The sequence below is a fragment of the Chryseobacterium sp. PMSZPI genome, from assembly GCF_002835665.1.
Classification (GTDB): Bacteria; Bacteroidota; Bacteroidia; order Flavobacteriales; family Weeksellaceae; genus Chryseobacterium.
Genome location: NZ_PIZV01000065.1, coordinates 1 through 14738 on the forward strand (window position 1 = coordinate 1; position 14738 = coordinate 14738).

At 35.1% G+C, this 14738-nt stretch carries 12 protein-coding genes and 1 tRNA gene; 8 read left to right on the plus strand and 5 right to left on the minus strand.

Annotated elements, in window-relative coordinates; all coding sequences use genetic code 11:
* A partial coding sequence (locus tag CW752_RS13015; RefSeq protein ID WP_228401761.1) for a zinc-dependent metalloprotease family protein occupies positions 1–1043 on the minus strand: 1043 nt, incomplete at its 3' end.
* A gap of 184 nt (positions 1044–1227) precedes the next feature.
* Here CW752_RS13015 and CW752_RS13020 point away from each other — a divergent pair.
* From CW752_RS13020 to CW752_RS13030, 3 genes are all read left to right on the plus strand, one after another.
* Positions 1228–1746: a hypothetical protein gene (locus CW752_RS13020; RefSeq protein ID WP_101240146.1), complete on the plus strand. Its 519-nt coding sequence runs from the start codon at positions 1228–1230 to the stop codon at positions 1744–1746.
* Between the two features lie 107 nt (positions 1747–1853).
* A complete protein-coding gene (locus tag CW752_RS13025) occupies positions 1854–2708 on the plus strand; it encodes a transketolase (protein ID WP_262496356.1) in 855 nt (284 codons plus the stop codon).
* Positions 2709–2742: 34 nt separating this feature from the next.
* Positions 2743–3690: a transketolase family protein gene (locus tag CW752_RS13030; protein WP_101240148.1), complete on the plus strand. Its 948-nt coding sequence runs from the start codon at positions 2743–2745 to the stop codon at positions 3688–3690.
* Between the two features lie 100 nt (positions 3691–3790).
* Here CW752_RS13030 and CW752_RS13035 read toward each other — a convergent pair whose 3' ends face one another.
* The 3 genes from CW752_RS13035 to CW752_RS13045 form a co-directional block, all read right to left on the minus strand.
* The gene (locus CW752_RS13035; protein WP_101240149.1) at positions 3791–4168 is read right to left on the minus strand and encodes a hypothetical protein; all 378 of its coding nucleotides are present in this window, start codon (positions 4166–4168) and stop codon (positions 3791–3793) included.
* Positions 4169–4237: 69 nt separating this feature from the next.
* A complete protein-coding gene (locus CW752_RS13040; RefSeq protein WP_029298841.1) occupies positions 4238–4708 on the minus strand; it encodes an Lrp/AsnC family transcriptional regulator in 471 nt (156 codons plus the stop codon).
* A gap of 134 nt (positions 4709–4842) precedes the next feature.
* Entirely contained in the window at positions 4843–9639 is a 4797-nt protein-coding gene (locus CW752_RS13045; protein WP_101240150.1) for a translocation/assembly module TamB, read from the minus strand.
* A 4-nt stretch (positions 9640–9643) separates the two neighbouring features.
* Between CW752_RS13045 and tsaD the strand changes: the two genes are divergently transcribed.
* Genes tsaD through CW752_RS13060 form a run of 3 tightly spaced genes read left to right on the plus strand, consistent with a single transcriptional unit; the run spans position 9644 to position 11917 of the window.
* Positions 9644–10660: a tRNA (adenosine(37)-N6)-threonylcarbamoyltransferase complex transferase subunit TsaD gene (gene tsaD / locus CW752_RS13050; RefSeq protein ID WP_101240151.1), complete on the plus strand. Its 1017-nt coding sequence runs from the start codon at positions 9644–9646 to the stop codon at positions 10658–10660.
* 25 nt (positions 10661–10685) lie between these two features.
* On the plus strand, positions 10686–11159 hold the full coding sequence (locus CW752_RS13055) for a four helix bundle protein (protein WP_317044736.1): 474 nt from the start codon (positions 10686–10688) through the stop codon (positions 11157–11159).
* A 56-nt stretch (positions 11160–11215) separates the two neighbouring features.
* Complete coding sequence (locus tag CW752_RS13060) at positions 11216–11917, plus strand: RsmE family RNA methyltransferase (protein ID WP_101240153.1); 702 nt, start codon at positions 11216–11218, stop codon at positions 11915–11917.
* A 90-nt stretch (positions 11918–12007) separates the two neighbouring features.
* On the opposite strand, the gene CW752_RS13065 is transcribed toward CW752_RS13060, so the two are convergent.
* Positions 12008–12688, minus strand: coding sequence for a TrmH family RNA methyltransferase (locus tag CW752_RS13065; RefSeq protein ID WP_101240154.1), 681 nt, complete (start codon positions 12686–12688; stop codon positions 12008–12010).
* A gap of 163 nt (positions 12689–12851) precedes the next feature.
* Between CW752_RS13065 and CW752_RS13070 the strand changes: the two genes are divergently transcribed.
* Positions 12852–13868 (plus strand): asparaginase, encoded by a 1017-nt coding sequence (locus CW752_RS13070; RefSeq protein ID WP_101240155.1) that lies wholly within the window; start codon positions 12852–12854, stop codon positions 13866–13868.
* Positions 13869–13923: 55 nt separating this feature from the next.
* Positions 13924–14010, plus strand: a tRNA-Ser gene (locus CW752_RS13075).
* The last annotated feature ends 728 nt before the right edge of the window (positions 14011–14738 follow it).

The window sequence follows — 14738 nt, forward strand, 5'->3', positions numbered from 1 at the left end:
TGATGCCCTACTTCATGAGCTACATAATCAATATCGTAAGGATCTCCAACAGGATTAGATCTACCCGTAACTCCTTTTCCCTTATAAGTGGCATTACATATACCATAGTAAGCTTGTCCACCGGCTCCTGTACTAAATGTATGTCCCACATCATAATTTGCAATTCCAATAATAGCATTAATCTGGGTCTGACTTTCATTAATTAATACATCGGAATTATTATTTCCAGTAAAAGGATCTGTAGCTGGATTTGTAAAGATAATACTCGTTTCATTAGGAATTAGCACCAGCCTTACAGCTACCTCCTGCTCAAACACACCATTTACTCTGTTTACAGTGGTTACAATAGCTGATAAAGCTTGGGCAACGGTGGGTGAGGTCAGCCCTGTGGCAGCTTTTGCATATTGATTTGTACATGCTACTGCAAAACGAAAAACTCTAATTTGAGTTCCTACGCTTGGAGTAACGGTTTTTTGAACGCTTTTTTTTTCTATTTGAAATCCTTCCTCTTTAGTTCCGCAACTCATGGGATTTTTGTTAATCAAATCACCTTTTTTGTATACGATATAATTCCCAATATCATTTTTGGTATAAGGATCAATATAAGTATCTCCTGCCACTACAGATTTTATTTGAGCATGAAATCCTAACTCTGTAAAATCCAGTTTTATAGTAGCATATTGATCATCTACTCCCTGACCTGTTAAGGTTACAATTTGTGGAAACTGACTTGCCAATTCCGGAGCCATTACTGAAGATTTCCAAATTCTGAATTTAGCTTTTGTCCCATCTGGCATAGGGAGAACAATAATCGGTGCATTATCTTTACGTTCATTATCTCTCAGTTCCGGAATTGAAGCGAAATAATTTCTCATTCCGACTACATCCAGTTTGTAGGTAAGAAATTTTTCAGGTTCTATCGTTCTGTTTTTAGATTCAGCTTTAATAGTTCTCTCATTAATTGGTGTAAAGAAATCCTGTGCTTTTACAAAGGAAATCGATACAAAAAAAATTCCCAAATAAAACAATTGTTTAATTCCCATATTTATGATTTTTTTAAGAATAAAGATATAAAAAATTTAAAAAAATAACAATCTGATTAATAAATGATTTCAATCTATCAAAATCATTATTAATATTAAAAATAGCAACAAAACAACATCATCATTAGAATAATTATCTTTGAAACCAACAATAATTCATTAAATAAAAACAGAATTAAAAACTATGAAAAAAATTATTTCAATTTTCATTTTCGTTTTGGCGTTTAGTCTTATGAATGCTCAGGAAAATTTTGAAATCTCTACTTTGAGAATCGGTCCTTATAAAATCTTTATGGAAAAAAGTGAGGTGGAAAAAATTTCAGGTACTGTACTGCAGATTTCTGACGGAGAAAAGAAGAATGGGGTGAAATACAATGGAGAGATTATTAATATTGAAGTTTTTCAGGGATATGGCGGTGAAGCCAAACCTAATGCTATTACCGTTACAGGAATGACAACAACCAGTAAAAAATTCAGAACAAAAAGCGGAATGGGTGTTGGAAGTAGCAGAGATGAACTCATCAATGCCTACAAGAATTATCCTGCGTTCAGTGTTCGGCCAGAATCTGATGATAATGGAAAACGTATTAAAGATGCAGGATATTTCAATATTGAAGATTACGATGCCGGAACTCAGCTAACATTTAAATTTGTTAATAATATTGTTACAGAAATTACAGTTTATATCAATGAAGGCTGCTAAATGCAGGTAAACATTCAAATCAATTAAAATCCGGGTTTTTACATCCGGATTTTTGCATTTCCATAAGCCATTAAAAAATTGTAAATTCGCGTGCAAATAAATCAGATATAATGAGTAAAAGTATTGAAGAGTTAAAATCTCTTACTACGCAGATCAGAAGAGACATTTTAAGAATGGTTCACGCTGTAAATTCAGGGCACCCTGGTGGAAGCTTAGGTTGTACGGAATACTTCACCGCACTTTACGGAAAAGTAATGAACTATCATCTTCCTTTTACGATGGAAGGTAAAAATGAAGATCATTTTTATTTGTCAAACGGGCACATTTCACCTGTTTTCTATTCTACGCTGGCAAGGTTTGGTTTCTTCCCGGTAGATGAATTGAGAACTTTCAGAAAACTTGATTCAAGATTACAAGGCCACCCTACTACTCACGAAGGGCTTCCTGGAATCAGAATCGCTTCAGGTTCTCTTGGACAAGGACTTTCTGTAGCACTTGGTGTAGCTGAAGGCAAAAAACTAGATGGAGATCAATCTTTCGTTTACTCTCTTCACGGAGATGGTGAGCTTCAGGAAGGTCAGATCTGGGAAGCTTTGATGTATGCTGCAGCCAAAAAAGTAGATAATATTATCTCTACAATCGATTATAACGGACGTCAGATTGATGGTGATACCGATGATGTATTAAGCTTGGGAAATCTTCATGCTAAATTGGAAGCATTTGGATGGATTGTTTTAGAAGAAAAGAACGGAAACGATCTTGAAGCTGTTATTGCTATTCTGGAAAGAGCAAAAGCTGAAACAGGAAAGGGCAAACCGGTGGCAATTATTCTTCACACTGAAATGGGTTATGGTGTAGATTATATGATGGGAACTCACGCTTGGCATGGAAAAGCTCCAAACGATGAGCAATTGGAAACAGCATTCAAACAATTATATTTAGAAGCTCCGGCAGACTACTAATTACTTTAGTACAATATTAAATATCTAGTAAAAAATGAAATATACATATACAGAAAAAAAGGATACACGTTCAGGATTCGGAGCCGGATTAGCAGAACTTGCAGATAAAAACCCTAATGTAGTAGCACTTTGTGCTGACCTTATCGGTTCTTTGAAAATGGAAAAATTCATTGAAAAAGCTCCGGAAAGATTCTTTCAGGTTGGTATTGCAGAGGCAAACATGATGGGCCTTGCTGCAGGACTTAGCATTACAGGAAAAATTCCTTTCACAGGAACTTTCGCTAACTTCTCTACTTCAAGAGTTTACGATCAGATCCGTCAGTCTATTGCTTATTCTGGAAAAAATGTAAAAATATGTGCTTCTCACGCAGGTCTTACATTAGGTGAAGATGGAGCTACCCACCAGGTATTGGAAGATATCGGTATGATGAAAATGCTTCCCGGAATGACGGTTATCAACCCATGTGACTATAACCAAACAAAGGCGGCTACTATTGCTATTGCAGAACACGAAGGTCCTGTATATTTAAGATTTGGTAGACCGACAGTTCCTGTATTTATTCCTGAAGACATGCCTTTCGAAATCGGAAAAGGAATTATGTTGCAGGAAGGTACTGATGTAACAATCGTTGCAACAGGACACCTTGTATGGGAATCTCTTGTAGCTGCAGATGAGCTTGAAAAAGAAGGTATTTCTTGTGAAGTGATCAACATCCACACCATTAAACCTTTGGACGAAGAAATCATCTTAAAATCTGTTGAAAAAACAGGTAAGATTGTTACTGCAGAAGAACATAACTACCTTGGTGGTTTAGGAGAATCTGTAGCGGGAATGCTTGCAAGAAAAAGACCTACAAGACAGGAATTTGTAGCAGTAAACGATACTTTCGGAGAATCTGCAACCCCTGCAGAGTTGATGAAGAAATATAAAATTGATGCAGCAGCTGTAAAAGAAGCTGTAAAAAGAATTTTAGCCAACTAATTATTAGTTGTCATCATATAAAATCGGCTGTTTCTTCGAAACAGCCGATTTTGTTTTTATATCAAAGCTTAATTCGAGTTTAAGCTAAAGTATAGATTGACTATTTAAAAAACTTCCATTTCGGAATAATAGCCAACATTCCAAATCCTGTAAACAGGAAAAGATTGGTAACATCAGTATACAAAAATGTAGAAAGATAATAGTTATGCATAAAGAAATGCAAAACCAAAAGTGCCGGGAACATGAAAATTCCTACTTTCTTGTAGAAAAACATCAATACCAGACTTATCATCATTAATAGGTCAATAGAAAAAATAATGTAAAAATACCATCTGGGGATGTCAAGAAACTCATGTTGCAGATATTCATCTACATCAATTCCCAGTCCCATTACGGTAAATAACATTAAAGCAGCGAATGCTAATACAAAACCCCATCCTTTTTTCGGATCTTCGTCAAAATAGCTGTATTCTTCCATAGGTACAAAAATAAAGAACTTATGAGAGATTTCATAAGTTCTTTTATAATTATTCGTTTAAAATTCGAATTATACAGAGATCGCGTTGATCAGTCTGTTTTTGTCACTTAAGTATTCTTCCATAGAAATCATACTTTCAGTTCTCATTACATCCTGAATGTCATCGATCTGATAAATAATTCTTTTAGCATCATCTGTATTTTTAGCTCTTACTTTACAGAAAATATTATATTTTCCAGAAATAACGCTAGCTTCGATTACGTTAGGAATAGTTGACAATTCTTTCAATACTTCCTGAGTACGGTTTGATTTTGTCAAAAGGATCCCGATGAAAGCTGTAAAGTGATAGTCCAGCTTACCATAATCGATGTTAAGAGATGATCCCAAAATAATACCTGCATCTTCCATCTTTTTCACTCTTACGTGAATTGTCCCAGCAGAAACATCCATCTGCTTAGCAATTTCTGTAAAAGGCATTCTTGTGTTTTCTACTAAGAAATCAAGAATCTTCTTGTCTATTTCGTCCAGTTGATAGTTCATATTAGTTAAATTACAATTTCTTTAAAAAATCTATGTATTTTTTGCAAATTTACAAAAAATAATTTAACTAAAAAAAATATATCAAACATTAACAATAATTAACACAGATGATAAAAATCATTAAAATATTCCGATTATTTAGCTTTTGATTTTATAGAATCTGTTTTTATTTCAGTTTTATCGTCTGATGGTTTTTTATCTTTTTTCTTCTTTTTAAACAAAGAATTAAAGCTTTTACTCCATACAATTCCCCCTCCATAAGCTTGATTAGCAGAACCGTTTGTACTCACCATACCCATACCAATATTGGTAGGTTTAGAATAACCTCTTATGATTAAGCTACCGTCATTCTTTTTAGAAAGATCATATTCTACAGATCCTTCACCCGAAAGGTAATTATTTTGTGTATTATCTGTTTTCGACAAAGGAATCCCAAGACCTGTTTTAATATTAACCCTAGGGGAAACCGCTACACTCACCCCTGCGTTAGCTCTATCACCAACCGTCGAGTTTTGATCACCTTTTACATAATTAAGGTCAATTTGGAATTCGTTACTCATGGTATTAAGAACCGATCCTAATTGTTTAAGAAGCATATTATACCCTTGTGATTCTGCCACATTACCCATGTTCACATCTACTCCACCGCTATTCGATACGTTAAAGGTACTTAACAAAAGAACTGAACCAAACTGAAGGACCTTCTCCCCTTCCTGGCTCATTTTTGCGGCCAACGTCTCTCGTACCTGACTCGAAACATCCAACGCTGTAACATTAAGATCAATTTTAGGATCTACCAGAGATTGAGTGATATGAGCCTGTAACAAGACACTGATTGGCTGTAATTTTCCCATACTCAGATATTCCCCAACATTGGCCACCATTCTTACATAATTAGCATTAATATCCAATGCCGGTTTCATCGCATCACCATCCCATCTGATACTACTGTTCTTTTCAATCTGGAATGTTTTATTAAGAATGGCTTTAGAAACAAATGTTCCGTTATCTACTTTATATGTTCCGCTCATGGCAATATTTCCCTGTCGGCTCATATGGAACTTCAATGGATCTGCAGCTCCTTTCACGGTTATATTTCCTACATCATCCCCAACAAGTACATTCACCGTGGTTCCTTTATCGACAGCAAGATTAAAATCGACGTTCATATTGGCCCCTGTTTTCTTTTTATCCTCCAACGTTATCAAACCATCTTTTCCTTCTTTCAGGAACCTCAGCATTTTGAATTCTTCAACATTAGAAGTCGAGCTTGAGTTAAAAGTAAATGTACTTCCGTTAAGCGCTTTCATATTGGGTGTCGTGATGCTCAATCCGGAAACTGGTCCGGCAACATAGAGATCACCCTGTCCGTAAACTCTTCCCCAGAATAAATCAAAATCTTTCTGTGTGGTATTCAACATTAAAAGATTATCTGCTCTCATTACCAGATCTACCCCCATTGAAGATAATGTTTCAAACTGAATCGCCCCGGAAACATTTCCTTTAGAATTTGATCTGCCATCATGTACCTCAATATTGTTGAGGATGGCAAGTCCTTTCGTCAATTGAATCACTGTATCATCAAATGAATAATCTACTCCTGTGAACAATAATTTTAATCCAAAATCTTTTAGAGCAATATCTCCATTATAATCAAGGTTTTTCAGTTTACCATTAATTTTGAGATCTCCGGTTGCTTTTCCTCTCAGATTTCCAAAAATGGACTGTACAAATTGTTGTGCAAACGACAAGTCAAAATCACGCATTTGTGCGGTAAGGTCAATATCCGGTGAAGAGGAATTGTTATTTACAGTACCTGTTACGTCCAATGTATTACCTCCAAGTGCTTTTGCAGAATGCACTTTTATATCGATATCATATACATTCAATGAGAATCCGTTCGTGGCAGAAATGGTAATATCTCCCATGTCGTTGCCATTCATTTTAATATCATCAACAGTAAGATCAACCAATGGCTGTAAGGTATTTTTATCCATTTTGATCTTAACACTTCCATTCGCAAGACCTTTAATATCCATACCATTCCCGCCGGATTGCATTTCCAGAAGTTTTTCAATAGAAAAATCATTGATATCAGCGTCAACATAAAAGTCTTTTGCTGATTTAAATTGTGCTTCTTTGATAAACAAAGCACTCTTATCGGAATACACTCTGAGATTTCTAATATCAAAATCTCCGGTTTTCTTTCTATAAGTAATGGAATGATTCAACTCCGGGCTCGTATCTATAGCCCAGGTAACCTCATTAAATTTAACTTCGGTAGGTTCAAATTTAAAGACATAATCTCCTGCTGCATCAGTAGTTTGATCTACATTGATTGCATAATCTTTAAGCTTATCTTCAGTCTCATCTACCGGACTTCCATGTTTAAATACTGTTGCAAGATGAAGTGTATTTCCATTTTCATTATTTCCCTTAAGTTCAAAGTCTTTAATGATATTTTTATTATACTCCAACCGACTGATCTTGGCATACAATTGCTGACCTAAATTGGCTGTATTAATTCTGACTTTAACACTGTCCACCATTGCACTGTCTCTGCTGATATTCTTCCTATTATTAATCTGATAATCAGGATTGGCTGAAGCCAAAGCTTTATCAGCATCTGTAATTTCCTCTTCTTTGGACATGATGTATTTTAAGGAAACAGCATCAAGATTAAGAATCATATTATTGGAGTCTCCATTATATTCTCCTTCAACTTTAGCTCCGTGAGGAAGTCTCAGATCCGGTAAAAAATAATTGACTAAACCTTGCTGTACATCAAAATTCAAAGCAAAATTCTGTCCGCGATATAATTTTCTTGGTGGTGGGCCTACTAATATTTTTCCTACTCCATTTTCTACCATTCCTGCAAGATCTGCAAGATTGTATCTCCCTGAAATCTTTCCTGTAGCAGCACCCGGAGCGTCTACATCTATCACACGTCCACCTGCATCTACAAAAGTTTTTAACTTGGCATTCGGGATGTTATATTTTTGAGTAGTTGTTGCAAAATTCAGATTATTAGCATTAACATCAAGGGTCAGATCATTCATTGATGACATAGACATTTTACCTTCAACCTGCCCACTGACAATCTGATTTCCAGGTTTGTTGGTAAAATAATTCATATTCAAATAGCTGACATCTGCATTCACATCCATTGCTATTTTAGAAGTACTGAAGTCAATAAGCCCTTTAATAGTTGCTTTTGCCTGCTCATCATTGACAGTAATGAGTCCGTTATATTTTTTATGATCTAATAATCCGTCCAAATACAGATTATTAATCACTTTATCCATAATTTCAATGCTCGCAATCTGAGATTTGGTTGTCAAACGCATTGTATTAACGTCAAAACTTTGCCCGTTAAGATCAAATTTACCTGAAATTAAACCAACCGTTTTATTTTTAGTAATGACGGAAGTATTAAGGTCTTTTACTTCAAGATATCCGGTATATTTAGGCATAGCAGTGCTATATCCTGTAAGGGAAAGTTTAGAGATTTTAGCCTGCCCGATTCCGGTCAACAAATTACCACTCTCAACATACACCTGATCTGGATTTACTCTTGCCGTACCATTATATTTTAACTTTCCAAAATCATCCGCAAAATTTTTCATTTTGCTGGAGATAAAGGAAGGCATCATCGCTTTCAAATCTTTATATGTAAAGTCTGTAGAAAGATCTTTCGTTTCAATAGAAAAATGTCCGTTCAACAGATTATCCACCTTCATGGTTTTTGTGGCAATATTTACATCAGGATTTCTGATCAGGAAGTTTTCCAGATGGAACTTATTTAAAGGCCCCGTCATTTTACCGGACAGATTAAATGGTTTGATATTATCCCAATTTGTCACAAAATAGCTGATATCATAGCCACTCACCTGACTTCCCTGTTCAATATTCATATCCCAACGAACTTTATCTGCAAAATCTGCCCATTTGCCATCGTGAAGATTGAATTTTACATTTCCTTGCAGTAAAGTATGATCAGTGTTAAGAGTAAGGTCTTTTAATGATAAGAATTCATGGGTTAAAGAAAGTTCTGTTGAAAAGGTGTCTACGGTATGAGATTTCCCCCATCTTGACGTAACGAAAGACATGTTATTGATCAATGCTGAAACATTAGGGCCATTCACTCTTACATTAGGAGCTTTTAGATTAAATTTTGTGGCTGTTAACCATTTTCCATGCTCTCCTTCAGAATTTTGATTGACAATAGAAACTTTAGAGTCTATAATCTGTACTCTGGAATTCAATTGAAAGGGAGGTTTCCTCGGGTCTCTTTTTTTACCATTATCAAAGAGTTCGGTAAACCTGATAAAATTGGCAATGCTATCCCCTTTATAGGTAATCACCTTTATATCTGCATTAACAAGCGTCAATGAATTAAAACTTAAAGAATTGCTATTGCCGGAAATGGCATTCACAGCTAGGGAAATCCAGTCCGAGTCAGCACGAAACTCACGGGCTGTAATAAAATCAAAACCTTTGTAATCTTTTACTTTCAGTCCTTTTATCGTTACATCTCCAAAATAATTGACATCTACACTTTCTGTAGAAAAACCGGCTTTAAAATCCTGGTTAACAATTTTGAGTGCCTGATCTGCTGCCCACTGTTTCGTCACCGGAAGGTTAATAATAATAAGTACACTTCCTACGAGGAAAATTCCCAGCCAAAAAAGAATCAAAAGAAGTTTTGCCCACCAGGAATAACTGACAACGTCTTTCATTGCCTGTTTTCCAAATTCTTCAGCTGTTTCTACAGGATGATGAATAGCATCTGAAGCCAGTTCAGACGCTTCTTTTACTGTTTCCTTCACCTTTCCTTCCACATTTTCAACAGTCTTTTGTACCTGATCCCCTAAGTTTTCAGCTACTGATTTTTTATTCTCATTCTCGTTATTATTCTCTAACTTTGCCATTATTATGAGCGACTCTATAATTTTAGGTATTGAATCGTCTTGCGACGACACCTCAGCAGCTATCATCAAGGGAAATTCTATTCTTTCGAATATCGCCGCGAATCAGGCCATCCACAAAGAATATGGTGGTGTAGTGCCTGAATTAGCCTCGCGAGCCCATCAACAAAATATTATCCCCGTTGTTGAAAAATCTTTTACTAAAGCAAATATACAACAAAATGCAATTTCAGCTATAGGATTTACACGTGGTCCCGGACTTTTAGGATCGCTTCTTGTAGGAACATCATTTGCTAAGTCTTTGGCAATGAGCCTCAATGTTCCATTAATTGAAGTAAATCACCTTCAAGCCCATATTTTGGCCCATTTTATCGAAGATGCAAATCCTATGCCGCCCAAATTTCCATTTTTATGCCTTACGGTAAGTGGTGGCCACACTATGATTGTACTGGTAAAAGATTATTTCGATATGGAAATTATCGGAAAAACAATTGATGATGCCGCAGGAGAAGCATTTGATAAAATCGGAAAAATCTTTGATCTCGATTATCCTGCCGGACCTATCATCGACAGGCTGGCTAAAGAAGGAAACCCTGATGCTTTTAAATTTAATAAGCCTAAACTGGATCATTACGATTATTCTTTCAGTGGTATCAAAACATCAGTGCTGTATTTTATCCAGAAAGAAATCAGAAAAAATCCGGATTTTATCAAAGAAAATCTCAATGACCTTTGTGCTTCCGTGCAAAAATCCATCATTGAAATCTTAATGAACAAGCTTGAAAAAGCAGCCAAGGATCTCAACGTTCATGAAGTTGCTATTGCGGGTGGAGTTTCTGCCAACTCAGCATTAAGAAAAGCAATGGAAGACAATAAGGAAAAATTAGGATGGAATATCTACATTCCAAAATTTGAATACACGACGGATAATGCTGCTATGATTGCCATGGTAGCCCAGTTGAAGTTTGAAAGAGGAGAATTTACTGATCTGAGAACTACTGCAACGGCGAAATATGATTTATAAAAAGTAAAGAAAGCTAAAAAGGCTAATGAAGCTTAGTAAGCTTTTAGTTGAAATGTATAACTATTTGTTTTTAAATTATTGTTTTTCATTAATTTGCAGTATAAAAACAAATGATAAAATGTACAAATTCTATTTTGAAAAATTAGATGTATGGAATAATGCAAGGGTTTTAGTAAAAGAAATTTATCTTGTTACGTCCACATTTCCAGATCACGAACTGTTTGGAATTACCAATCAAATCAGACGAGCCAGCACTAGCATTACTGCAAACATTGCAGAAGGAATGTCAAGGCAAACAGAAAAAGAAAAATCAAGATTTATAAATATTTCATTTAGTAGCTGCGTAGAGGTAATTAACTTTTTGATTATTTCCAATGATCTTGGTTTCTTGAGTAATAAAAATTATGAGCAATTAAGAGTTAAAGCTGAAGGTATTACTTATCAACTTAATTCTTTAAATAAATCTTTAAATAAAAATCAAAGAGGACAAGACAATTAGTGCTTCAGCATTTGCTTTCTCAGCCTTCTTTGCTTTTTTACCAATAATCAACAATTATGAAATTATTTTACGGAGAAATAATTGGCGACAAAGCCATCATCAACGACGAAGAACAACAGCACATCGTAAAAGTTCTTCGTATGAAGAATGGTGAAGACATCCATGTAACTGATGGAAAAGGACGTCTTGCTTCAGGGAAATTAATTATTGAGGGCAAAAAAGCAGGTATTGAAGTTGCAGAAATTAAAGAGAATTTACCCGAGTTCAATCCGAAACTTCATATTGCTATTGCTCCTACCAAAAATATTGACAGGATTGAATTTTTTGTGGAAAAAGCGGTGGAAATGGGAATTTCCGAAATCAGTATTATTACAACAGAAAAAACTGAACGTAAAAATATCAATATTGATAAAATCAGGAAACAAGCCATTGCCGCTTCAAAACAAAGCCTAAGATTTCATTTTCCGACGATCAATGATGTTGTAAAATTATCCGATTTATTAAAAAATATTAAGCCTGAAAATACTTTTGTAGCTCATTGTAATGAAAATTTAGAGAGAATTGATCTTAAAAATATTCCACAATTGGAACAGCTTACTTTTCTAATTGGCCCTGAAGGCGATTTTTCTGATAAAGAAATTTCTTTTTTAGCAGATCATAAAATAAAGGCTGTATCGCTCGGAAATCAGCGACTGAGAACCGAAACTGCAGGAGTTTTTGTGGCAGCATGGAATTATTTCAATATGATAAACCAATAGCAATCAAAAGCTATTTTACGATAAAAAAAAGGCTATCTTCTGTGTTGTATTGTCAAATGTAGGAAACAGCCTTTTTTTATTCTTTCTTGATTATTTCCAATCGATCTCGTTCTCTCTCAAATATTTTTCAAAAATCTGCTGTCCGCTTCTTATTGAATTTACGGTCCAAAGGATTTTCATTCTTAAAAGTTTTTCCTGATCCAATTTATAGTCAATATCAGACTTTATCAGTTTTTGCTTCAGCTCATACATACAAATGGAAGCCGCTACAGAAACGTTAAAACTTCTTGTAAAACCATACATTGGAATGGCGAGTGTTTCATCCGCAAAATCCAGAATTTCCTGAGAGACCCCTTCCATCTCAGTTCCAAAAACTAAAGCGATAGGTTCTGTAATTTCATATTCAGGCAGCATCTTAGCATTATTTTCCAATGAAACTGCTACAATTTTATATCCTCTATCTTTAATATTTTGGAAGGATTCCATATTTCGGGGAAGTTTTTCAACTTCAACCCATGTATCTGCTCCTTTTGTCACACGAAGATTAGGTTCAAAACTATATTCTTCCTGCAATGCCACAACCTTATGAAAACCACAAGCTTCCACAGAGCGTACAATCGCTGCTGCATTTCGAAACTGATAAACATCTTCTACAACCGGAAGCACAAAATCAGAACTTTCCTGAGAAAAATGTTCAATTTTTGCTAATCTTTCTTCCGTTAAAAACTGTTTTAAATATTCATACGTTTGTGCTAAATCTTTCATCTGCATCTCGTTATTTTTTTCAATAGCCAAAATGTAATACCTACAATTATCATCTTATTTTTATAAAATTTCACTGTAAGTGTTTCATTCATTTTCAAATCTTTGCAAATTAACGTAATTTTGAGCTATCAACCTGAATAAGGCCCAAATTCTTATTAAAAAGTAATTCATGAAACGAAAAGTCCTACTCATTTATACCGGAGGAACCATCGGTATGGAAAAAGATTATGAAACCGGAAGCCTCCGCGCATTTGACTTCGGAAATATATTCGAAAAAATGCCGGAAATGAAATTGATGGAATGTGAAGTTTTTGTACATCCTTTTGCCAAGCCACTGGACTCTTCGGATATGGGCCCGGAAGAATGGAGAGTCATTGCGAATTATATTTATAAAAACTACAATGATTATGATGGATTTCTGATTCTTCACGGAACGGATACGATGTCTTACACTGCATCAGCATTAAGTTTTATGCTAAAAGGTCTAAGAAAACCGGTCATCATGACAGGATCCCAGCTTCCGATTGGTGATTTAAGAACGGATGCTAAAGAAAACCTTTTGACGAGTCTTTACTATGCCAGCCTTTATGAGAATGATGAAGCCGTTATTCAGGAGGTTGCCATTTATTTTGAATATAAATTATTAAGAGGAAACAGAACGTTGAAATATTCTGCGGAGTATTTTGATGCTTACGCAAGTCCAAACTACCCTATTTTGGGACAGTCCGGAGTTCATTTAAATATTATCAAGGAAAACCTGTTCCGTTGTGATCCTTCCATAGAATTTCATGTTGATGAACATATTTCCGAGGATATTTTATTCTGGAGAATCTTCCCGGGGATGCATCTGAGTCATTTTAAAGAGATCCCAAAAATGAAAGTTCTTATTCTTCAGGTTTTCGGCTCCGGAACGATTTTCAGTAGTGAAAAAACACAGGAAACATTACAAGAAATCAGAAACAATGGAACTGAAATAGTGGTCGTAAGCCAGTGTATTTCAGGTGGTATTTCATTTGGAAAATATGAAAACAGTAATATTTTTTCCAGAATCGGAGCGATCAGTGGAAGAGATATGACTGCAGAAACAGCAATTACCAAGGCAATGCACTTAATAGATAACCCTAGCTACCCTGGAAGCTTTGCTGATCATTTCACCAAAAGTCTTTGTGGAGAAATTACTGATTAAATTGTAAGAAATATTTGGATATTCGAGAAAATACCCTATTTTTGCAATCTCAAAAAGAAAGGTGTCCGAGTGGTTGAAGGAGCTACCCTGGAAAGGTAGTATACGGGTAACTGTATCGAGGGTTCGAATCCCTTCCTTTCTGCAAAGAAAAGTCTTAGGTTTTATACTTAAGACTTTTTTGTTTTTTATACATCCAGCCAGCAGATTCTACTAAATTTTAAGACATTTTGAATCAAGCGCAAAAGTTGGGGAATTTGATATTTACACCTTATCCATCTTACATTTTACGCAAAGAACTTTCAATATCTAACAGGTTATTTTTAGGGAGCAAAGATGGAATCAATTTCATTGATTCTTTCCAAGCGTACATATGTCCATACAGCTTATTCAGCGACTTTGTCGCCTTTTCTTTACCTACTTATATAAGAGAATCCGAATAGGGTCTTTGCGTTTTATAAATCGGACGCATTTAGATCTATTACATCATTAGAATGGCACAATACTTAATCCAAAATCTGAGATGGTCCTAATTATATCCCTCAGATTTTGAGACTCACCCGACATTTTCAAGTTTGGTTCTTCTGAAATAAAATTATCTCGCAGATCTAGCAAATTAAGCAGATCTTTTGTCGTGCACTTCTGTATATTCCGGGGTCTATAGGAGATTATTTACATTCTAATTTTTTGAGAAATGAAAATATTTTCCACAAATTATCCACATGTTTTCCACAAAAAAAACACGTCATTGTATTCAATACTAATCCGGTTTATAATTTCTATGTTGACTATCAGGATATTTAATCGTATGAATGAAGCTATCTCTGATTCTTTCTTTACATTTGCATACCATATCCAAATGAAATAACTTCA